The following is a 20,839-nucleotide window of genomic DNA, read 5'->3' on the forward strand; positions in this document are numbered from 1 at the left end:
GCCCACCACCCCGCCGCCTTCCCGTACGCCCGCAGCGCCACGACCGGCCACAGCGACAACATCAGGCAGTCGCCCAGCCCGATCAGCGACGGGCTCGGCCCGTGACTGGTGGCCAGGACCGGCGCGAACGGCAGCCCGTCCAGCCGGTTCACGAAGTCGACGGTGAGCGTGCTGAGCCCGGTCGCGAACGTGTCGTACACGGTCAGCGCCATGGCCAGCGCGGCCACCTGGCTCGGCGTGATCGCGGCCTGCACCCACAGGTTCACCGCGCCCACGACGAGCAGGATCACCACCACGTCGTTGACGACCAGCACGCCGAGCGGCCACCCGGCCAGGTACGAGCCGACGTCGGCCGCGCACAGCCCGGCCGCGGCCAGCGACGCCCACCGCCCGCCCAGCACGGGCGCCAGCGTGAGCTGCACGAACGTGAACACCACCAGGCCGAAGATGGACACCACCACGGCCACGTGCACGTGCAGGTAGGCGAACGGCATGGCCACCAACGCGATGATCATGAAGGCGATGTCCGAGCGCACCATCCGCCCGACCGGCGGCCTGGGCATGACGAAGCGTCCCAGATAGGCGGCCGTGAGCGCGACGGTCAGTGCGACGAGCGCGTAGAGCGCCAGCGCGTGCGAGATCATCGGGCTCCGATCAACGGCGGGACGGGCCGCTCGAAGCTGTGCTCGAGCAGGTCCGCGCGGACGTGACACGGGCTGGGCAGGTCCTCGGGCGTCTCGGCCAGGACGATGCCGGTCAGCGGCAGCCCGTGCGCCCGTTCCTCCAGCCTGGACAGCAGCGCCGGATCGTCCTTGCCGGCCACCACGTGCAGCAGCGTGCCGTCCAGCGCGTACCTGGTGGGCAGCGGCAGCGCGGGCTCGCCCTGCAGCAGGTCGAGCACGTCGCGCGTGGTGATCCCGGACTCGCTCATCCGGCCGAGCACCCGGGACGTGGCCGGGATCGCGGCCATCCGGCAGGCGGGCTTCTCGTCCTCGGGCAGCGCGCGGACCAGGTCGCCGGTCAGGTACCTGAGCAGCAGCGTCGTGTCGCGATAGGTGGAGAACGGAGTCACCACCAGCGTGCCGATCTCGCCCGGCGCGGCCGGCTCCAGCGTGACCGGGTCGAGCACCTCGACCAGGCCCTGGTCGGGCGGCAGGTGCAGGTGGCCGTCCGGGCAGACCTGGCCGGTCACCGGGGCGATCTCGGTCATGGAGTAGCCGTCCATCACGGTCGCGCCGAACGTCTCCTCGGCCCGTGTGCGCAGCGCGTCGGTGAGCACCTCGCCGCCCGACCAGATCTCCACCAGCCCGAAGTCGCGGGCGGTCCAGCCGCCCCGCTCGGCCTCCTGGACGAGCGCGCCCAGGTACGACGCGGTGAGATTCAGATGCGTGATCTGCGGTTGTTTGCCCGGCACGTGCAGCGGGGTCGCCAGCCGGTCCAGCGCGGCGGCCGGGTCGACGGTGCCCAGGTGCACGAACGCGGCCCCGGTCCTGGTGACCGAGCGTTCGGCGATGACCTGGGCGATGGAGCGTGAGTTGATCGCGTTGGCCCACACGTGCTCGGCCCTGACCCCGCCGGTGAGCATCTGCGCGAGCGCCGCCATCGACGACATCAATTCGATCTCGTAGGCGGAGAACCAGACCAGGGTGGGCGTGCCCGTCGTCCCTGTGGTGTGCGCCAGCAGCGCCGGCTTGGCCAGGTCGGACACGAACGCCGACGGCATGCCGCGCAGCGCCGACTTGGGCGTGGGCGCGATCGAGGCGATGGTCTCCGGGGTGATCGAGGCGGGGTCGACGCCGTGCTCGGCGAACCACCGCCGGTAGTAGGGGCTCTCCGCCGCCGCGTGCTTGATCGTGCGGCGCAGCCTGCGCTTGGTGAGGTCTTCCTGGAGCTCCGGGTCGTTGCCCGCCAGCATGTCGTCGGCGCCCTCGCCGGGCGAGCCGAACGTCTCCAGCGTCGTACGCAGATCGTCGACCAGCGCGGACACGTCCCGCAGCCGGAATCGCCTGCCCGACATCATCGACCAGGCGTAGCCGAGCTGGCGTACCGCGGTCCCGAACACGGCCCCTGTCCTTTCGTCGCCGGTGGTGTCCCCCGGGAGTGATCCTCCCGGGGGAGTGAACCTGCCGGCTGACTAGCCGATGTGCACGAACACGGCGGTGGACAGGGCGCTCACGGCGTACTTGGCATACCGGCGGGCGGTCTTGACCATCGGTTTCTCCCTTGCTCACCGGGCACGCACCTCGTGCCCGCTGAGACCACGATCGGAGCGGCCGCTACATGACCGCTACACGATCGCTACAGGGATCAGTTCACCGGGGTGCGGGGCGCCGCGCCGGACAGCACGTCGGCGACGTTGGCGACGGCCAGGCCGCACATGCGTTCCCTGGTCACCGTGCCCGCGCTGCCGATGTGCGGGGTGATCACCACGTTGCCCAGCTCCAGCAGCGCCGGGTTCACGCTGGGCTCGCCCTCGAACACGTCCAGGCCGGCGGCCGCGATCACGCCCGTGCGCAGCGCCGTGACCAGCGCCCGCTCGTCCACGATGCCGCCGCGGGCGGTGTTGACCAGCACGGACGTGGGCTTCATGCGCGCCAGCGCGCGCTCGTCGATGAGGTGGCGGGTGCCGGGGGTGAGCGGGCAGTGCAGGCTCACCACGTCGCTGCGCTCCAGCAGCGTGTCGAGGTCGACGATCTCCACCGGCTCGTCGCCGGGCGGGGCCGAGCTGGGCGTGGCCAGGATCTTCAGGTCGAACGCCCGGGCCCGCCTGGCCACCGCCCGGCCGATGCGCCCGTAGCCGACGATCCCGAGCGTGGCGCCGGCGCTGAGGTCGAGGCCGAGCAGCATGCGCGGCCCCCACACCCAGGGCGTGCGCGACCTGAGCAGCCGGTCGCCGTCGAGCACCCGCCGCGAGGCGGCCAGGATCAGCGCCATCGTCAGGTCGGCGGTGGCGCCGTCGAGCACGCCCGGCGTGTTGGTGACCCGGACGCCGCGCTCGGTGGCGGCGGGCACGTCGATGTTGTCGTAGCCGACCGCGACGTTGGCCACCACCTCCAGCCGCGGACCGGCGGCGTCGAGGAACTCGGCGTCGATGCGCTCGGTCAGCGTGCACACCACCGCCCGCGCGCCCTCGGCCCGTTCCAGCAGCTCCGCGCGGGCGGGCGGGTCGTCGCCGCCGGCGCGCACCTCGCCGAGCGCGCGCACCTGGGCCATCGCGGTGTCCGTCAGCAACCGGGTCACGTAGATCACCGCACGATTCTCCCAGAGCCGGTCCGCTCCACCTGCCACCCCTTATAGGGTCAGGTACGGAGAAATCAAGGAATTTCCGGATACGGCATTCCGTATGTACTATCGCAGGCAGTAGTGGAGGGGAGTACTCCTTCGCGGCCGCGTCGTCATCACGGACCCGTCAACGGGACCCGGCGCGGTCGGTCCGTGCCAGGGGGCGCGGGCGGAGAAGACCTCCGACGGACGTAGCAACGATCAGTCGGAGGAGCATCATGCCCCCACCCATGCCCGTGCCCGCGTGGCTGTGGCTCGCCACCATCGTCGGCCTGCTCGGGCTCATCCTGGTCGACCTCCTCATCGTCAACCGGAGGCCGCACAAGGTCACCGTCGGCGAGTCGGCGAAGTGGATCACCTTTTACATCGGCTGTGCCGTCGCGTTCGGCGTCGGTGTGTGGGTCTTCGGCGGCGGCGAGCAGGCGGCGGCCTACCTGACCGGGTACATCACCGAGTACTCGCTGAGCGTCGACAACCTGTTCATCTTCATGCTGATCATGTCGAGCTTCGCGGTGCCGGCCATCCACCAGCACCGGGTGCTGCTCATCGGCATCATGATGGCGCTGGTCATGCGCGGGGTGTTCATCGGCGTGGGCGCGCAGGCCGTGCAACGCTTCAGCTGGATCTTCTGGATCTTCGGCGGCATCCTCATCTACACCGCCTGGAAGTTCGCGTTCAGCGACAACGAGAACGAGGACTACGACCCCAACGGCGGAGTCGTCCGGCTGGTGCGCAAGCTGTTCCCGGTGACGGACCAGTATCACGACGCCCGGCTGACGATCAAGCAGGACGGCCGCCGCTGGCTGACCCCGATGTTCATCGTCATGATCGCCATCGGCGGGGCCGACCTGGTGTTCGCGGTGGACTCCATCCCGGCCATCTTCGGCATCACCCAGGACGCCTACCTGGTCTTCGCGGCCAACGCGTTCGCGCTGATGGGGCTCAGGCAGCTCTACTTCCTGCTCGGCGGGCTGGTGGAGAAGCTGGTCTACCTGTCGTACGGGCTGGCGGTGATCCTCGGGTTCATCGGGGTGAAGCTGGTGCTGCACGCGTTGCACGAGAACGAGCTGCCGTTCATCAACGGCGGTGAGCCTGTGGCGTGGGCGCCGGAGATCAGCAACTGGGTGTCGCTGGCGGTCATCGTGTCGGTGCTCGCGATCACCACCGTGGCCAGCCTGCTCAAGTCCCGCCGCGACCTGCGCACGACCGGGTCGTCCGAGCTGCCCGGGGTGTCCTCGCCGGCCCCGACGCCGGAGGAGCCGCCCGTGCCGCCCGCGTCGCCGGTCGGCCGGAGCCAGGTGGAATAACCCGTGTGGCGGCGGCCACTCCTCGTCCGGGGAGTGGCCGTCAGGGCCTGCGTTCGGCGGCGAGCTGCTGCTCCAGCCGCACCTTCTTGGGCACGCACATCCGCCACGCGTCGAGCACCAGCTCGCGCATCTCGGCGACGTCGAGCTCCGCCATGCGCGCCACGACCCAGTTGAACCGCAGGTCGGACTCGCGCGGCAGGAGGAACTTCGCCGGCTCGGCCGCCACCAGGGCGTCGCGTTCCTCCTTGGGGAACCCGAAGCCCATCAGCGTCTCGTCGTGCGAGAACGCCACGTACACGATCCGGCCCACCCGGAACTTGATCCGGTCCCGGATGAGGTGTTCGGACGAGCGCGGGAGGGTCTTGGTGAACTGCCTGACGTCGTCGACTGTGATCACACCGGCCAGGCTACTGGTTGCCCTCGGCCGCGGAAATGTCGGCGAGCGCCGAGTTCGGGTCGCGCTCCAGCGCCAGGTCGCCCAGCGAGATGATGCCGACCGCGCGGCCGTCCTCGACGACCGGCAGGCGCCGCACCGCGTGCGAACGCATCAGCTGGACCGCCTGGTCGATGCTGGTGTCGGGGCCGACGGCCTCCACCGACGGGCTGCACGCGTCGCGCACCGGGGTGTCGGGGCCGCGGTCGTCGGCGGTCACGCGGACGGTGATGTCGCGGTCGGTCACGATGCCCTGCATGCGCCCGTTGTCGTTGACGATCACCGCGCCCGCGTCGTTGTCGCGCATCAGCGCCGCCGCCACCGACACCGGCTGGTCGCCCTCGACGGTCGCCGGCCGGGTGGTCATCACGTCTGCCACGGTCTTCGCCATGGGATCCTCCTGTCGATCGGTCCAGCCGACCCCCTACCCCGGCGAATGTGAGATTCACGACTTTCCCCTGGTTCCGGGATAAATCCGGACAGGAGCTTTATCGCTCCTTCACCGCCAGAACCGTCGCCGCCAGGTCCTTCACTGCCAGATCCTTCACGCCAGGTCCTTCGCCGCCAGCCTGATCTCGTCGAGCAGCACGCGCAGGTCGCCTGAGGTGGTGTCGCCGCTCAGGAAGCAGGCACGCAGCGCGTCGCGCCCGCCCAGCCGGGTGCCGGTGACGAACGCGTTGCCGCGCCGCTGCACGGCCGCCGGGAGCGCCCGGTTGAGCGCGTCGAGCCCGTCGACGCCTCCGTGGCGGTACCTGAACGCGGTGATCGACGTGGTCACCGGCGCCAGCAGCTCGAAGTCGGGCGCCGCCTCGACCAGCTCCGCCAGCTCGCGGGCCAGCGCCGTGGTGTGGTTCACCAGCCGGACCACCCCTTCGCGCCCCAGGTGCGACAGCGTGGCCCAGGTCTTCAGCGCGCGGAACGGCCGGGTCTGCTCGGGCCCGTACTCGGCGAACCAGCCCAGCTCGTCGGCGTTGTCGTCGATCAGGTACGAGGGCACCAGGCTGAAGGCGGCGCGGGCCGCGCCGGGGTCGCGCAGCAGGGCGCAGCCGCAGCCGACCGGCACCCCCAGCCACTTGTGCGGGTCGAGCGCCAGCGAGTCGGCCTTGGCCAGGCCCGCGTACCGGGGCGCGGCGCCGTCGGCCAGCACGCCCAGCGCCCCGTAGGCGCCGTCCACGTGGAACCAGAGGCCGAACTCGGCCGCCACGTCGGCGATCGCGTCGAGCGGGTCGATCGCTCCGGAGTTGACCGTGCCGGCGCTGGCCGCCACGCAGAACGGGCGCAGCCCGGCGGACACGTCCTCGGCGACCATGGCGCGCAGGGCATCGACGTCCATGCGGAACGCGTCGTCCACCGGCACCGTGCGGACCTGGCGCGCGCCCAGGCCGAGGAGCTGGGCGGCCTTGTGCAGGCAGCTGTGCCCCTCGCCGGAGACGTACATGGTCATGGGCGGCCGGCCGTACAGGCCGTCCTCGCGGGCGTCCCAGCCGTCGCGCAGCGCGGCCTGCTGCCGCGCGGTGGCCAGGCAGATGATCGTGGCCATGGACGCGCCGCTGGTCAGCAGCCCGCCGCCGGGCGGGTGCGGGAAGCCGGTCAGCCCGGCCAGCCAGCGCACCACCGTGCGCTCCAGCAGCGGCCCGGCGTGGTCGCCGCCCGCGCAGCTCGGGTTGAGCGCCGCGGCCAGCGGCTCGACCAGCACCCCCGCGGGTGACGGCGGCGAGTTGACCCAGCCGAAGAAGCGCGGGTGCCCGTTGCCCATCGGGTACGGCAGCACGTGGGCCCGCACGTCGTCCAGCAGTTCGCCGAGCCCGCGACCGGTCTCCGGCAGCTCCTGACCGCTCAGCCAGTCGCGCTCGGCGCCGGGCACCGGCCGCCACACCGGGGACCCGGCCACGCCCGCCAGGTGATCGGCCACCAGGCCGGCCGCCAGCACCGCGGCCTCGCGCAGCTCATCCATCGTGCGTCCCCTTCCAGGATTCGTGGTGACGGCCGCCGCCGCCCAGCTCCATGGCCAGGAAGAACACGCAGTCGGACGCGCCGTTGTTGGCGAAGGCGTGGCGGCGGTCGCCGGGGTAGTAGGCCGAGTCGCCGGTCTCCAGCTCGTGCGCCCGTCCGTCGATGGTCAGCCGCAGCCGGCCGCGTTCCACCGCCAGGTACTCGCGCGACCCCGGCGCGTGCGGCGCGAACTCGCCCGCGTCGACGCCGGGGCCGATCGTGGTACGCATGAACTCGAACTCCACGTCGCCGAGTACCGGCGACAACACCCGCCGCTCCCAGCCCGCGGGGTCACGCAGGACGCGCTGCTCCGCGTACCGCAACACCAGCGGCGTCTCGCGCGCGGGCTCGTCGAGCAGCCGCGCGATCGACGTGCCCAGCGCGGTGGCCAGCCGGTCGAGCACGAGCACGGTCGGCGTCTTGGCGCCACGCTCGACGTCGGAGACCATGCTGCGGCTGATGCCGCTCAGCTCGGCCAGCCGCTCGATGGACAGCCCGCGGGCCCGCCGCTCGGCCCGGACCCTGGCGCCCAGCTCGGCCATGGACAGCCCGCTGGACAACACCCCTTCGCCCGACATTCCTCCACTATAGAGGAGAAATGTCCTCTATAGCGTTCAGAGACTCCTCGTACGCGGCCAGCACCTGCTTGCGGCGCTTGGCCGGCAGCCGGTCGATGTACAGGTAGCCGTCGAGGTGGTCGGTCTCGTGCTGGAGGCAGCGTGCCAGCATGCCGGTGCCCTCGACCGTGACGGGCTCGCCGTTCACGTCGAAGCCGCGCACCGCGGCGTGGTCGGCGCGCGGCAGCGGCGCGAACTGGCCGGGCACCGACAGGCAGCCCTCCTCGCCGGGGTCGAGCCTGCGCTCGCCCAGGCCGGGCAGTTCCAGCTCCGGGTTGACCACGACGCCCTTGTGGTACTCGCCGTCGGCGTCGGGGCAGTCGTAGACGAACACGCGCAGCGCGACGCCGATCTGGTTGGCCGCCAGGCCCACTCCCTCCGCCGCGTACATGCTCGCGAACATGTCGTCGACCAGCGCCGCCAGCTCGCCGTCGAACCGGGTGACCGGCTCGCACGGGTTGTGCAGCACCGGATCGCCGACGCGCACGATCGGCCGGACCTCTCCCACGACCACGCCTTTCCTCACATGACACCGATTTCACCGCAGTCTATCCGCGGCCTCGAACGTCTCATATATCAAGACGATTCTTCTCGAAAAATGAGATTGTGGCTAAGGTGATCGTCATCGGGATTGAGGAGAAGGAGTTTCCGATGGCAGCCGTATACACGCATGGGCATCACGAGACCGTCCTGCGATCGCACCGCTGGCGCACCGCCGAGAACTCGGCCGCCTACCTGTTGCCGCACCTGGAATCGGGGATGAAGGTGCTGGACGTGGGCAGCGGCCCCGGCACGATCACCGCCGACCTGGCGGCCAGGGTGGCGCGGGTGACGGCGTCCGAGGTCACCGCGGAGGCGTTGGAGCTGGCCAGGGCGGAGCTGGCGGCCAGGGGGGCGGAGAACGTCGACTTCGCCGTCGCCGACGTGCACGCGCTGGACTTCCCCGACGACACGTTCTGCGTGGTGCACGCGCACCAGGTGTTGCAGCACGTCGGGGACCCGGTCCAGGCATTGCGCGAGATGCGCAGGGTGACCAGGCCCGGCGGGCTGGTGGCGGCGCGCGACAGCGACTACGCGGCCTTCGCCTGGTTCCCGCGGGTGCCCGCCCTGGACGAGTGGCTGGCGCTGTACCAGAAGCTGGCCCGCGCCAACGGGGGAGAGCCCGACGCCGGGCGGCGGCTGCTGTCGTGGGCCCGGGCGGCCGGGTTCGAGGACGTGACCGCCACGGCGTCCGTGTGGTGCTACGCCGACCAGGAGAGCCGTGACTGGTGGGGCGGCATGTGGGCGGACCGCATCCTGCACTCGGCCATGGCCAGGCAGGCGCTGGCCACCGGCGCGGCCACGGAGGCCGACCTGCGGCGCATCTCCGACGGCTGGCTGGAGTGGGCGGCGGCCGAGGACGGCTGGTTCACCGTCCCGCACGGCGAGATCCTCTGCCGCGTCTAACGTGGGCGTTCCGGCGCGGGGGAGCGGGTCACAAGCCCAGCACGCGTACGCGCTGCCACGGGGGGCGGTCACAGGCCCGGCGTGCGCCCGCGCTGCCACCTGGGGAGCGGGTCACAGGCCCGGCGTGCGCCCGCGCTGCCACCTGGAGAGCGGTCACAGGCCCAGTGTGCGCACGCGCTGCCACTGGGGGTCGCGGTAGAGGACCATGTCCGTGCCGTCGAGCAGTTCGTCCGGCGCCGACACCATGGCGATCTCGCCGGCCGCCTGCAACTGCAGCAGCAGGTCGCGCACCCGCGGGCCGACGGGCAGCCGTCCCGCGGGCAGGCCCAGGCCGTTGCGCACGGTGTCGGCGATCTCCGACAGGTGGAACGGGCCGTCGTAGCCGGCGACGAGCCCGCGCACGACCGTCATGGTGATGAGTTCCTCGGCCTCGGCGTGCGCGAGCTGCCAGGTGATCTGCTCGCGGCGGCCGCCGGTCGCCGCGCAGGCCGTGCAGGCCCGCAGCAGGCCGGGCGCCACCTGCTCCTCGGCCGATCCCAGGCAGACGGAACACTGGTTGTTCTCGGCGGCGTGCAGTTCTGCGGCCATCCGGCCGACCATGGTGGCGCCGCAGTCGCAGCCGTACCCTTCGCCCAGGGGGCCACTCTGTGGGGAGATCGTATGCTTGGTCACCGCAGCGACTCTACCGCCACCCCTCGCGCCCGGGTCAGCCGCGGACGTCGGCCAGGCCGTGCAGACGGCGCAGCGCCTTGCGCGCGGCGGCGACGACCCGCAGGTCGGGGTGATGGTCGATGAGGACCTTGAGCACCCGGCCGGTCCACGGGTGATCGCCGAACGCCAGGATCGCGATCGTGCCCGCCTGCTCGGCCGGGTCCATGCCGAGCGCGATCGACTCGATCACCTCGCCGGCCTCGCCGCCGAACTCCAGCAGCGCCGCCGCCATGTCCACCAGCACCCACGGGATCTCCTCGGGCGCGGGCCGCCGGTCGTCCCTGCCGAGCCTGGCCGCGACCACCGCGCCCAGCCGCGGCTCCTCCAGCAGCCCGCCGAGCGCCCGCCGTCCCTCCTCACCGAAGCGCGACGACAGCAGCTCCACCCCGACCGCCCGGCTCAGCGGGCTCACCGTGGCCAGCGCCGCGGCGATCTCACCGGCCGCCGCCTCGCGGTCCCGGCCGGACAGCCAGCCCGCCAGCTCCTCCTCGCGTTCCGCCTCCGGATACGAGCGCAGGCCGAACAGCAGCGCCGCCGCGTCCGCGCCGGCCAGTGAGCCCATCACCGGGATGTCCTGGCCGGTGCTGTCGGCGATGATCGCGCGCACCGCCCAGAGCCCCAGCCACGACAGCGCGTACGGCTCCTCCTGGCGGATCAGCCCGAGCCCGGACGGCAGCGCGGGCACCTCGCCCGTCAGCGGCTCGCGCGACAGGAACATCCGGATCAGCTCCATCAGCACGGGCTGATCGGCGGCCAGGCGCTCGCGGCAGACCTCCGCCCACCGCGCCAGCACCCGGGCGTCGTCACCGGCCTCCACCTCCGCCGGGGAGAGGAGTTCGGCGGCCAGCGGGGCCGCGCGCACGGCTCTGGCCAGCTCGGACTCGGCGGGCAGGCGGATCGGGGGCTGCAGCGGCAGGGTGTCGTCCACGCCGCTATCTTGTCGCGAGATTTGCGCTACAGTGCCTCTGATACCGAAAAGTCGGGAGAAAGGGGGCGTTGAGATGTACCGCATCACTCGGGCACTCACCGTGTCCGTTCCTGCTTTCCGGAGGATTCATGTTGTTCCGTCCCACGGTCGAGGCTGATCTCGACCGCTTGCTCGGTTGCGTCGTCGACGAGCACGTCAGCTGGTCCCACCCCGACCGGCTGCTGTCGTTCCTGGAGTCGGGCGAGTACCGCCACGAACGCGTCTGGATCGCCGAGGAGAACGGCGAGATCATGGCCCGCGCCGTCTGGTGGGGCTTCGCCGACGGCGACCAGCCGCTGGCGCTGGACTGCCTCTACGTGCACCCCTCGGTGACCGACCGCGTCGGCCTGGCCGCCGAACTGCTCGGCCATGCGCACGCGGCCTTCGGCACGACGCCCGCCTACCACGTGTTCCTCAGCAACGGCTGGCGCGACGACCCGGTCGCCGCGGCGGCCATCGCCTGGCGGCAGGAGGCCGTCGGCCGCGCCGGGCTGACCGACGAGCTCGAACGCCTGCGTTACGAGTGGACCGCCGCCGAGTCCCCGCTGCCCAAGCCGCCGGGCCGGCTGGTGTTCCGCGGCGATGACGACGACGAGACGTTCGTGCACGCGTTCGCCCGCGTGGCGCAGGGCACGCTCGACCACCACACCCGGCAGGCGCTGGCCACCATGGAGCCGCTGGAGCAGGCCCGCGAGGACGTCGCGGACAACCGGGCGATGCCGGGCGACAGGTCCTGGTGGCGGCTGGCCTTCACCCAGGACGGTGACCTGGTGGGTGTGGCGCTGCCGTCCGCCAACAGCGCCGGACCCGTGGTGGGCTACATCGGCGTGGTGCCCGAGCACCGCGGGCGCGGCTACGTCGACGAGCTGCTCGCCGAGATCACCCGGTTCCACGCCGAACGCGGCGTCCAGCGCATCGCGGCCGACACGGACAGCGGGAACGTGCCGATGGCCCGCGCCTTCGAGCGGGCCGGATACCGCAACTTCGCCATCCGCCTGGTGCTGTCGGCGCCGACCGGCTGAGCCGGGACCGGGCGGCCGTCACAGCGACGGCCGCCCGGCCAGGGCCGGCGGGTTCAGCGGCGGGTTCAGCGGTGGGCTCAGGCACGCACGGCGTTCTCGCGGGCGTCGTTGCGCAGGCTGAGGAAGATCAGCACGATCCCGATGTACGTGCACAGCCGCACCGCGTCGGGGATGCCGTTCCAGGTGCCGTTCATCCACATGCCGAACCATTCGCCGCCGATGGCCTGGAACCCGAAGAACCACAGCAGCAGCCCGACCGTGCAGCCGACGATGCCCCACCGCTTGGCGTGGTGGAAGGCGGCGTCGTCGCGGCCGACGGCCCTGATCTGCTGCCAGGCCGAGACCAGGCAGGTCACCATGATGACCGCCTCGGTGAGGATGACCCCGATGTAGGCGGCGTGGTGCGCCCACGTCCACGGGATGGCGCGGTAGTTGATCTGGCTGACCGCGGCGAGTTCTGGCTTCTGCGCGTCCATCGCCAGGACGTGCCTGACGAACTCGAAGTTCGTGCCGTAGTCGGTGAGGTTGCCGAACACGACCAGCAGCGCGAAGCCGCCGACGGTGAAGGTGAGCAGCGCCTTCGCGATGCGAAGCGCGGAGATGGTGTCGAAGCGGGCCAAGGTTCTTTCCTTTGACAACTCTGATCGAATGAGCACACGGGCCCGGGGGAGGTGTCCGAAGGGGAAAGATCCGCAGGGGCCCGCTCGCCCGGCGTGGAGGAACTCGCCGGGCCGCTCCACTGGCTCCGTCACTGGCGGTGACGTCGCGGGCCCCTCAGCCTGAGGTGGAACAACGTGACTTATTGTAGCCGAATCCGCACCACCAGGTCGTGCAGCGCCTCTCCGGCGCTCGCCCGCTCGGGCAGCGCGGACGCCGCCGCGGCCGACTCCAGCCCGGCCGTCATCCGCGCCACGTCCGCCGCGTAGTCGCCCAGCTCGGGCGCCCGGCCGTGCTCGGCCTCCCGCTTGGCGGCGATCAGCTCGCCCGTGTACGGCGGCGCGTACGCCGGCAACCGGGTCAGATCGGCCTCCAGCTCGCCGGTGCGCATGAGGTGTGTCCCGGTGGCCAGCACCCGGAGCGTGTACAGCAGCGGCTTCAGCTCCCCGCTCGTGCCGAACAGCCGCCACTGCGTGCGCGAGAAGCCCAGGTAGTGGTGCGCGTGATGGCGTGTCACGCAGCCGGGCGTCAGCGCCGCCAGTTCCTCGTGCACCGCGGACGTCGCCACCACCAGCGGCGACAGCACCTGCTCCAGCACGTAGCCGTTGCGGTTCAGCAGCAGCCGGCAGAACTTGGCCAGGTCGTGCGTGACCAGGTCCACCTCGATCCCGTCGCGGGTCCAGTCGCGATCCAGCGTCTCCGGCCCGGTGCGCAGCCCGACCACCTCGGCGGCCGGCAGCACGTGCACGCCGCGCAGGTCCACGTCGGAGTCGGCGGACGGGAAACCGTACAGGTGCGCGCCGCTCACGGTCGCGAACACCAGCGGGTACGGCTGCTCACCCGCGACGTCCGCGAGCCACGCGGGCAGCGATCCCGGGGCCGTCACAGATGCTCCCTGCGCACGTCGACGAGGAATTCCTCGACCGAGTCGCGGTCGGCCGCCTCGGGCAGCGGGCCGGGACCGGCGGCCTGTACGGCGGCCACCTCGGCCGACAGCTCGCGGCGCCAGGCGTCCACCTGCGCCCACGGCACCTCGCCCCGCTTGATCGACAGCAGCCGCTCCCGGTGCTCACCCATCTGGACCAGCGGCTCGCCGTGCCGCGCCAGGTGCAGGCCGCTGAGCAGCAGCCGCACCATGTGCATGGCCTGCTTCCAGTTGGGCGCGGCCGGGTCGATGCGGCGGAACTGCGTGTCGGCGTACCTGGTGAAGGTCTGGTGCGCGCGCCTGGACAGGAACGCGCCGCGCAGCTCGCGCAGCCGCTTGCCGGACGGGGTGATCACCTCCACGAGCGGCGACCACAGGCACTCCAGCACGGTCGGGTTCGCCTCCAGCGCGAACCGGCAGAACCGCTCGACCTCCCACGAGAACTGCTCGGGCAGCGGCCCGTCGCGATGCGTGGGCGGTTTGTCCAAACGCCAGAAGTCCGCGGTCGGGGCCACGAACACGCCGCGCCTGTCGGTGTCGGACGTCTCCGTCTCCAGCCCGTACGCCCGCGACCCGACCACCACGGAAAGGATCACATCATCTTCCACCAGGACACCCTCCCAGACCGGGACCCATGCCCGGACGGCCCGCGGTGGCGCGGGGGCTTGCGTACTCGCGGGTAGGGCTGATCTGATCGATGGGTGGCCGGCTATGACGAGGCGTACAGGCGGAGCATCGACGAGCCCGAGCGGTTCTGGGCCGAGGCGGCACTGGGCATCGCGTGGGACATGGCGCCCTCGGTCGCGACCCGCGACGGGCGGTGGTTCCCCGACGGGCGGCTCAACACCTGCTACAACGCGCTCGACCGGCACGTGGAGTCCGGGCGCGGCGAGCAGCCCGCGCTGATCCACGACAGCCCGGTGACCGGGACGATCGACAGCTACACCTACGCCGAGCTGCGCGAACGCGTGGCCAGGGCGGCCGGCATGCTGCGCGCGCTCGGCGTCGAGACCGGCGACACCGTGGTGATCTACATGCCGATGGTGCCCGAGGCCGTGATCGCGATGCTGGCCTGCGCCCGGCTGGGCGCCGTGCACTCGGTGGTGTTCGGCGGGTTCGCGGCACGCGAGCTGGCCGTGCGCATCGACCACGCCCGGCCCAAGGTGGTGCTGTCGGCCTCGTGCGGGATCGAGCCGGCGCGCGTGGTGGCGTACAAGCCGCTGCTGGACGCGGCGTTGGAGCAGGCCGCGCACCGGCCCGCGCACTGCGTGATCGTGCAGCGCGAGCAGTGCCCGGCCGACCTCGTGCCCGGCCGCGACCTCGACTGGGCGCGGGCGGTGGCCGAAGCCGAGCCCGCCGAGTGCGTGAGCGTGGCCGCGACCGACCCGCTCTACATCCTCTACACCTCCGGCACGACCGGCTCGCCCAAGGGCGTCGTGCGCGACAACGGCGGCCACGCGGTCGCGCTGCACTGGAGCATGTCCAACGTCTACGGCGCCGCACCCGGCGAGGTGTACTGGGCCGCCTCGGACGTCGGCTGGGTGGTCGGGCACTCCTACATCGTGTACGCGCCGCTGCTGGCGGGCTGCACGACCGTGCTGTACGAGGGCAAACCGGTCGGCACGCCCGACCCGGGCGCGTTCTGGCGGGTCGTGTCCACCCATGGGGTACGGACGCTGTTCACCGCGCCGACCGCGATCAGGGCCATCAAAAAAGAGGACCCTTCCGGAAATTTCGCCAAAAAGTGGGATTTGTCGGGATTGCGGCACCTTTTCCTGGCCGGTGAACGGCTCGACCCCGACACCTACCACTGGGCCGCCGACCTGCTCGGCATCCCGGTCATCGACCACTGGTGGCAGACCGAGACGGGCTGGCCGGTCGCGGCCAACTGCGTCGGCATCGAGCCGCTGCCCATCAAACCGGGCTCGCCCACGAAGCCGGTCCCCGGCTACGACGTGCGCATCCTCGACCCCGACGGCCGCGAATGCCCGCCCGGCGTCGAAGGGGCCGTCACCGTCAAGCTGCCGCTGCCGCCCGGCACGCTGCCCACCCTCTACCGCGACGACGACCGCTTCGCCGAGTCGTACCTGACCCGCCACCCCGGCCACTACCTCACCGGCGACGGCGGCTACCTCGACACCGACGGTTACCTCTACGTCATGGGCCGCATCGACGACGTGATCAACGTGGCCGGGCACCGCCTGTCCACCGGCGCGATCGAAGAGGTCGTCGCCGAGCACGCCGACGTGGCCGAATGCGCGGTCATCGGCGTCACCGACCAGCTCAAGGGCCAGCTCCCGGTGGCCTTCGTGGTGCTCAAGTCGGGCGCCGACCGCGACCCGGCGCAGGTCGAGCGGGAACTGGTCGCGCTGGTGCGCGAACGCATCGGCCCGGTGGCCGCGTTCAAACGCGCCGTGGTCGTCTCACGGCTGCCCAAGACCAGGTCGGGCAAGATCCTGCGGGGCACCATGCGCGACATCGCCGCGGGCGCCCCGTACACCACGCCCTCCACGATCGAGGATCCCGCGGCGCTGGAGGAGATCGCGACGGCGATCAAGAGCGAGTAGGGATCGACCGCGCAAGGACCTGTGACGGCCACGGCGAACGGACGGACGATGGAGATCCGAGCACCGGAGACCGCCATGACACACATGCTCAGCTACGCCGACGCACTGAAGATCCTGGGCAGCAAGGAGACCCGGCTGGTCAAGGTGATCGGCTTCGCGGCGGCGGCAGAACGCACCGGCTGGGCGCTGGCCGGCGGCGGGCAGCTCATGCCCGGCCTGTTCGACCTGCGCAACGACGTCGTCCGCTACGGCGAGGACGTCATGCGCCGCCTGCCGGAGCTGAAGAGCGGCGTGGACCGGTTCACCCACACCCAGCGCCTGGCCGCCGCGCACGCCGCGATCGTGGTGGCCGCGTACCTGGAGGCGTTCGGCGAGGCCAAGCTGCCATTCACGCTGGACCGGCTGGACCGCAGCGACAAGATCGCGAACGGGATGCCGACGGCCGAGCGCTTCGCCGCCCTGGTGGCGAGCCTGCTGCTGGAGCGGCTGCCGACCCCCGAGCCGCACGTGCCGTACGCCGAGACCAGGCAGGCCGTCGAACGCGCGTACCAGCGCATGTCCGAGGCCGTGACCACCTACGTCGGCGGCCTGGCGGTGTGGGAGGAACTGTCCCAGGACGAGCGGCTCCTGCTGCCCAGGATGCTCGCGGAAGGCCCGCCCGCGCACGCCATCCGCATCTACGACGAGGACTACCGGTCGCTGGCGCTCGACAGCCACGAGTTCGGCGTGCGCACGCTGGTGACCGAGCGTCCCGGGCCGGGCGCGGGCCTGTCGCGGGTGGCCTGGCTGCTGGCCGAGCTGGCGCCGCCGCGCGTCGGCGACAGCCCGGTCATCCACCGGGCCAGGATGGCCGCCAACACGCTCGACCAGCCGCTGCTGGCCGCCGGCAAGGCCCCGGCGGACGTCACGCTGCCGCTGCTCGGCGAGGGCTACATCACGCCGGCCTGCCGGGTGGCCGAGCTGAGCAGGGAGAGCACCCCGGCGGACAAGGGCTGGTGGTCCGGCAGGCGGCTGCTGGTCGACACCGAGGCGTTCCTGGTCGGCCACCTCACCTCGCTGCGCGCCACCCAGGCGCCGCTGCTGGTGCTGGGCGAGCCGGGGTCGGGCAAGTCGAAGCTGGCCGAGGTGCTGGCCGCGCGGCTGGCCAGGTCGGAGTTCCTGCCGATCAGGGTGGAGCTGCGCGGCGCGGCGGCCGGCTCGTCGATCACCGGGCAGATCGAGCAGGCGGTGCGGACGATCACCGGCGCGGAGATGACGTACGCCGAGCTCGTCACGGCCGGCGACGGCGCGCTGCCGGTCATCCTGCTCGACGGGTTCGACGAGCTGATCCAGAGCGGCGGCGACCGCTACGACTACCACCTGGAACGCGTCCAGGAGTTCCAGCGGCACGAGGCCGGCCACGGCCGCCCGGTCGTGGTGATCGTGACCAGCCGCACCGTGGTGGCCGACCGGATCAGGTTCCCCGACGGGGTGCTGGCGCTGCAACTGCAGCCGTTCGACGACGACCAGGTACGCCAGTGGCTCGACATCTGGGACCAGACGAACCGGGCGACGCTCGCCAGGCGGAAGCTGAAGCCGCTGTCGTCCGGCGTGGCGCTGGCCCAGGGCGAGCCGGCCAGGCAGCCGCTGCTCCTGCTGCTGTTCGCGCTCTACGACGCGGCGGGCAACGCGCTGCGCCGCGAGCGGGCGCCGATCGGCCGTGCCCGCCTGTACGAGTCGCTGATCAGGGAGTTCACCGCCAGGGAACTCGCCGCCACCGCCGGGGAGTCGCCCGCGGACCCGGCCGTCGAGCGGGAACTGCTCGAACTGGGCGTGGCGGCGCTGTCGATGTTCGCCCGCGGCCGTCAGGTGCTCACCGAGGAGGCGCTGGCCACCGACCTGCCCGCGCTGTTCGGCCCGCTCGCCCCCGGCGAGGCGGGCGTCCCCGTGGACTGGGTCAGGCGCGTCACCGAGCGGTTCTTCTTCGTGCGCGGCAACGGCCACGCGTTCCTGCACGCCACGTTCGGCGAGTTCCTGGTCGCCTGGCTCACCGTGTACGCCTTACGCGACCTGGACCGCAGGCACCGCGCCGCGGGCGACCTGCCGCTCCAGCCGGTGGACGACGACCTGCTCCACACCGTCACCTCCTTCTCCTGCCTGGCCGAGCGCGGCCCGACGGTCGGCTTCCTGCTGGAACTGCTCGCCGACCTGCCCGCCGACGTGCGCTCCCGCTGCGCCGGGCTGCTGACCGGGCTGCTGCGCACGTCCCTGGACGAGCAGCCGCGCCGCCACTTCACCGCCTTCCGCCCGGTACGCCCCCCGGTGACGCGCCGACTGGCCGCGTACTCGGCGAACCTCGCGCTGCTGGTCACCGGCGTCCGCGACGAGCCCGTCACCGTCTCCGAACTGCTCGGCGAGCCAGGCCACCTGGAGCGCTGGACCTCGCTCACCCACCTGTGGAAGGGCCAGCTCGGCCGGGAGGGCTGGACCGGGCTGGTCACCGCGCTGGGCGCGCACCGGGTCGTGACGGCGGGCCGCGAGGACGTCGTGCTCGGCGGCGCCACCGGCGCGGGCCCCCGTGTCATGGAGGGGAGCGGTGGCCTGGACGGGGGCGGTGGCATGGGCGACGTGGTCGCCGCCGTCGCCACCGGGCACGCGCCCCGCCACCGCAGGCTGCTCGACCTGCTGCTGCGCGCGCTCGGCGAGGGCGCGGAGCTGCCGCCGCGCGAACGCGTCGGGCTGCTCGGCGAGCTGGTCACCACCGCCGCCGTGCGCTCCCCGGCCATGTGTCAGGCGGTCGGCGCGCTCTGGACGCGCGGCGGCGCCGCCCAGGACGACCTGCGCCCCGTGCTGCACGCCCTGCTCGCCGACCCGGGGGAGCGGATGGCGACCTGGGAGCTGCTGGTCAAGTCCGGCATCCCGGAGGACGTGCTCTGGGAGATCCACCAGGACCCGGACTGACCGCCGGTCCGGTCAGACGGCCGGGTCGTGCATGGGCAGTTCGACCACGATGCTCAGGCCGCCCTCCTCGCGCGGCCTGGCCGTCACCGTGCCGCCGTGCGCCTCGGTGATCACCCGGACGATCGACAGCCCCAGCCCGCTGCCCCGGTCGGAGCGCAGCCGGTCGCCGTGCAGCCGGCGGAACGGCTCGAAGATCGTCTCGATCTCGTACGGCGGCACCTGCAGCCCCGTGTTGGCCACGACCACCTCCACCAGCCCGGCCCGCGACCGGGTGGTCACCCACACCTCGCCCTTGGGGTGGTTGTGCCTGATCGCGTTCTCCACCAGGTTCTGCACCAGCCGTTCGACCAGCACCGCCTCGCCCGCCGTCGGGGCCGGGTCGAGCAGCCGGTGCAGGGTGACCTCGCGCTCGGCGGCCTCCTCGACGGCCTGGTCGAGCACGTGCTCGGCCACGTCGCTCAGGTCGAACGGCCGCCGGTCCAGCACCGCCTGCTGGCCTTCGGTGAGCGCCAGCAGGCCGTCGATGAGCCGTTCGTGCCTGGCGTTGACCAGCAGCAGCGACTCGCCGAGCCGCTTGACGTCGTCGGTGGCGTCCGGGCGGCGGACGGCGACGTCCACGAGCGTCCTGTTGATCGTCAGGGGGGTGCGCAGCTCGTGGGAGGCGTTGGCGACGAAGCGCCGCTGGCCGTCGAACGAGCGGGCCAGCCGGCCGAGCATCGTGTCGAAGATCCCGGTCAGTTCCTTGAGCTCGTCGCTGCGGCCCTGGTAGTCGATGCGTTCGGCCAGGTCGTGGCTCTGCGCGACCCGGCGGGCGGTCTCGGTGACCGTCCTGAGCGGCCGCAGCGACCACCCGGCCACCCGCCAGCCCAGCCCGAAGCCCACCGCGGTGGCGGCGAGCAGCATGAGCGGCGCACCGACGCGATAGGTGACCAGGGTGTCGCGCTGGTAGACCTCGCGGACCTGGCGCCCCCGCTCGACGCCGATGCGGTAGAAGTCCGTGCCCTGCTCGAAGTAGTTCCAGCCGACGGGCACGGTGAAGGACTTGGGCGTCATCACGCCGGGGCGCGGCTCCAGGCTCTGCCTGACCATCAGGTAGACGCCGACCAGCAGCAGTGCGCTGACCAGGAAGAACACCCCGGCGCAGGCCAGGGAGAAACGCATGCGGACACTCATGGCAGCCGGTACCCCACGCCCGGCACGGTCTCGATCACCTGCGGCTCGCCGAGCTTCTTGCGCAGCTTCATCATCGTCGTACGCACGGTGTTGGTGAACGGGTCGATGTGCTCGTCCCACACCTTCTCCAGCAGTTCCTCGGCCGAGACCACCGCGCCACGCGCGCGCAGCAGCTCGGCCAGCACGCCGAACTCCTTGCGCGCCAGCGGCACGTAGACGCCGTCCCTGAACACCTGGCGGTGCGCCCAGTCCAGCCTGATCCCGGCCCGCTCCAGCATCGGCGGGTCGGCCGGGCGGGCCCGGCGGCCCAGCGCGTGCACGCGGGCCAGCAGTTCCTCGAACGCGAACGGCTTGGGCAGGTAGTCGTCGGCCCCCAGCGACAACCCCGCCACCCGGGAACGCACGTCGCCGGCCGCCGTCAGCATCAGCACCCGGACCATCCACCCGTTGGCCACCACGCGCGCGCAGACCTCGTCGCCGTGCACGTTCGGCAGGTCCCGGTCGAGGATCAGCACGTCGTAGTCGTGCACGCCGAGCCGTTCGAGCGCCGCCTCACCGTCGTAGGCCACGTCCACGGCCAGGGCCTCACCTCGCAGGCCCTCGGCGATCGAGTCGGCGAGCATGCGCTCGTCCTCGGCGATCAACACCCGCACCTTGCCCCCCAAGTCACGGTAAATGCTCAAATTTTGATCTAGGCCGCATAACGCGGACATAACCAGATCTGGTGACGATCAGGTTATCGGCCTCCCGCTGAACTGCTTCCCCGAAGCCGGAAACGTCCGGCCGTACCCGGGGGAGAC

Annotated in this window: 20 protein-coding genes; 5 read left to right on the top strand and 15 right to left on the bottom strand. The window is 72.0% G+C overall.

The window, feature by feature from the left end:
• The 3 genes from HII36_RS16965 to HII36_RS16975 form a co-directional block, all read right to left on the bottom strand.
• On the bottom strand, positions 1–644 hold a 644-nt coding region (locus HII36_RS16965), incomplete at its 3' end, for a hypothetical protein (RefSeq protein WP_217369612.1).
• The gene (locus HII36_RS16970; protein WP_173524162.1) at positions 641–2,062 is read right to left on the bottom strand and encodes a phenylacetate--CoA ligase family protein; all 1,422 of its coding nucleotides are present in this window, start codon (positions 2,060–2,062) and stop codon (positions 641–643) included. The genes HII36_RS16970 and HII36_RS16965, both read right to left, overlap by 4 nt.
• A gap of 245 nt (positions 2,063–2,307) precedes the next feature.
• Positions 2,308–3,249 (bottom strand): 2-hydroxyacid dehydrogenase, encoded by a 942-nt coding sequence (locus HII36_RS16975; protein WP_217369613.1) that lies wholly within the window; start codon positions 3,247–3,249, stop codon positions 2,308–2,310.
• Between the two features lie 251 nt (positions 3,250–3,500).
• Here HII36_RS16975 and HII36_RS16980 point away from each other — a divergent pair, with 251 nt between their 5' ends.
• On the top strand, positions 3,501–4,589 hold the full coding sequence (locus HII36_RS16980; RefSeq protein ID WP_236003577.1) for a TerC family protein: 1,089 nt from the start codon (positions 3,501–3,503) through the stop codon (positions 4,587–4,589).
• A gap of 40 nt (positions 4,590–4,629) precedes the next feature.
• Here the strand turns inward: HII36_RS16980 and HII36_RS16985 are convergent, their stop codons facing one another.
• The 5 genes from HII36_RS16985 to def form a co-directional block, all read right to left on the bottom strand.
• Positions 4,630–4,986 carry an MmcQ/YjbR family DNA-binding protein gene (locus HII36_RS16985; RefSeq protein WP_173524163.1) on the bottom strand — a complete coding sequence of 119 codons (357 nt, stop codon included), beginning with the start codon at positions 4,984–4,986 and terminating at the stop codon, positions 4,630–4,632.
• Between the two features lie 10 nt (positions 4,987–4,996).
• The gene (locus HII36_RS16990; RefSeq protein ID WP_173524164.1) at positions 4,997–5,413 is read right to left on the bottom strand and encodes a CBS domain-containing protein; all 417 of its coding nucleotides are present in this window, start codon (positions 5,411–5,413) and stop codon (positions 4,997–4,999) included.
• A gap of 153 nt (positions 5,414–5,566) precedes the next feature.
• Positions 5,567–6,976 (bottom strand): pyridoxal phosphate-dependent decarboxylase family protein, encoded by a 1,410-nt coding sequence (locus HII36_RS16995; protein ID WP_173524165.1) that lies wholly within the window; start codon positions 6,974–6,976, stop codon positions 5,567–5,569.
• Entirely contained in the window at positions 6,969–7,592 is a 624-nt protein-coding gene (locus HII36_RS17000) for a helix-turn-helix domain-containing protein (protein ID WP_217369614.1), read from the bottom strand. Before HII36_RS17000 ends, HII36_RS16995 begins: the two co-directional genes overlap by 8 nt.
• A 7-nt stretch (positions 7,593–7,599) precedes the next feature.
• Positions 7,600–8,139 (bottom strand): peptide deformylase, encoded by a 540-nt coding sequence (gene def, locus HII36_RS17005; protein WP_173524166.1) that lies wholly within the window; start codon positions 8,137–8,139, stop codon positions 7,600–7,602.
• Between the two features lie 143 nt (positions 8,140–8,282).
• Between def and HII36_RS17010 the strand changes: the two genes are divergently transcribed.
• Complete coding sequence (locus HII36_RS17010; protein WP_173524167.1) at positions 8,283–9,077, top strand: class I SAM-dependent methyltransferase; 795 nt, start codon at positions 8,283–8,285, stop codon at positions 9,075–9,077.
• Positions 9,078–9,230: 153 nt separating this feature from the next.
• On the opposite strand, the gene HII36_RS17015 is transcribed toward HII36_RS17010, so the two are convergent.
• Together HII36_RS17015 and HII36_RS17020 are read right to left on the bottom strand one after the other, a co-directional pair.
• Positions 9,231–9,749, bottom strand: coding sequence for a hypothetical protein (locus HII36_RS17015; RefSeq protein ID WP_173524168.1), 519 nt, complete (start codon positions 9,747–9,749; stop codon positions 9,231–9,233).
• A 34-nt stretch (positions 9,750–9,783) separates the two neighbouring features.
• Positions 9,784–10,716: a hypothetical protein gene (locus HII36_RS17020; RefSeq protein WP_173524169.1), complete on the bottom strand. Its 933-nt coding sequence runs from the start codon at positions 10,714–10,716 to the stop codon at positions 9,784–9,786.
• A 128-nt stretch (positions 10,717–10,844) separates the two neighbouring features.
• Here HII36_RS17020 and HII36_RS17025 point away from each other — a divergent pair, with 128 nt between their 5' ends.
• Positions 10,845–11,777: a GNAT family N-acetyltransferase gene (locus tag HII36_RS17025; protein ID WP_173524170.1), complete on the top strand. Its 933-nt coding sequence runs from the start codon at positions 10,845–10,847 to the stop codon at positions 11,775–11,777.
• A gap of 77 nt (positions 11,778–11,854) precedes the next feature.
• Here HII36_RS17025 and HII36_RS17030 read toward each other — a convergent pair whose 3' ends face one another.
• From HII36_RS17030 to HII36_RS17040, 3 genes are all read right to left on the bottom strand, one after another.
• The gene (locus tag HII36_RS17030; RefSeq protein WP_173524171.1) at positions 11,855–12,397 is read right to left on the bottom strand and encodes a DUF2165 family protein; all 543 of its coding nucleotides are present in this window, start codon (positions 12,395–12,397) and stop codon (positions 11,855–11,857) included.
• Between the two features lie 179 nt (positions 12,398–12,576).
• Positions 12,577–13,320, bottom strand: a complete 744-nt coding sequence (locus tag HII36_RS17035; protein ID WP_328807747.1) for a nucleotidyltransferase domain-containing protein — start codon at positions 13,318–13,320, stop codon at positions 12,577–12,579.
• On the bottom strand, positions 13,317–13,967 hold the full coding sequence (locus HII36_RS17040; protein ID WP_328807748.1) for a nucleotidyltransferase domain-containing protein: 651 nt from the start codon (positions 13,965–13,967) through the stop codon (positions 13,317–13,319). Before HII36_RS17040 ends, HII36_RS17035 begins: the two co-directional genes overlap by 4 nt.
• 93 nt (positions 13,968–14,060) lie before the next feature.
• On the opposite strand from HII36_RS17040, the gene HII36_RS17045 reads away from it, so the two are divergent.
• Both HII36_RS17045 and HII36_RS17050 read left to right on the top strand, forming a co-directional pair.
• A complete protein-coding gene (locus HII36_RS17045; protein ID WP_173524172.1) occupies positions 14,061–15,926 on the top strand; it encodes a propionyl-CoA synthetase in 1,866 nt (621 codons plus the stop codon).
• 75 nt (positions 15,927–16,001) lie between these two features.
• The gene (locus tag HII36_RS17050) at positions 16,002–18,866 is read left to right on the top strand and encodes an NACHT domain-containing protein (RefSeq protein ID WP_173524173.1); all 2,865 of its coding nucleotides are present in this window, start codon (positions 16,002–16,004) and stop codon (positions 18,864–18,866) included.
• 12 nt (positions 18,867–18,878) lie between these two features.
• Here HII36_RS17050 and HII36_RS17055 read toward each other — a convergent pair whose 3' ends face one another.
• Together HII36_RS17055 and HII36_RS17060 are read right to left on the bottom strand one after the other, a co-directional pair.
• A complete protein-coding gene (locus HII36_RS17055) occupies positions 18,879–20,027 on the bottom strand; it encodes a sensor histidine kinase (protein ID WP_236003578.1) in 1,149 nt (382 codons plus the stop codon).
• 8 nt (positions 20,028–20,035) lie between these two features.
• On the bottom strand, positions 20,036–20,692 hold the full coding sequence (locus tag HII36_RS17060; RefSeq protein WP_173524175.1) for a response regulator transcription factor: 657 nt from the start codon (positions 20,690–20,692) through the stop codon (positions 20,036–20,038).
• Positions 20,693–20,839 lie beyond the last annotated feature (147 nt).

Origin of the sequence: Nonomuraea antri, from assembly GCF_013283785.1 — a bacterium.
In the GTDB taxonomy this organism is placed as follows: Bacteria; Actinomycetota; Actinomycetes; order Streptosporangiales; family Streptosporangiaceae; genus Nonomuraea; species Nonomuraea antri.

Excerpts from the sequence above, each read along its gene's own strand:
- HII36_RS17000 (WP_217369614.1), bottom strand. The coding sequence starts at position 7,592 with ATGTCGGGCGAAGGGGTGTTGTCCAGCGGGCTGTCCATGGCCGAGCTG.
- HII36_RS16990 (WP_173524164.1), bottom strand. The coding sequence starts at position 5,413 with ATGGCGAAGACCGTGGCAGACGTGATGACCACCCGGCCGGCGACCGTC.
- HII36_RS16980 (WP_236003577.1), top strand. The coding sequence starts at position 3,501 with ATGCCCCCACCCATGCCCGTGCCCGCGTGGCTGTGGCTCGCCACCATC.
- HII36_RS17055 (WP_236003578.1), bottom strand. The coding sequence starts at position 20,027 with ATGCGTTTCTCCCTGGCCTGCGCCGGGGTGTTCTTCCTGGTCAGCGCA.
- HII36_RS17025 (WP_173524170.1), top strand. The coding sequence starts at position 10,845 with ATGTTGTTCCGTCCCACGGTCGAGGCTGATCTCGACCGCTTGCTCGGT.
- HII36_RS17010 (WP_173524167.1), top strand. The coding sequence starts at position 8,283 with ATGGCAGCCGTATACACGCATGGGCATCACGAGACCGTCCTGCGATCG.
- HII36_RS16995 (WP_173524165.1), bottom strand. The coding sequence starts at position 6,976 with ATGGATGAGCTGCGCGAGGCCGCGGTGCTGGCGGCCGGCCTGGTGGCC.
- HII36_RS17050 (WP_173524173.1), top strand. The coding sequence starts at position 16,002 with ATGACACACATGCTCAGCTACGCCGACGCACTGAAGATCCTGGGCAGC.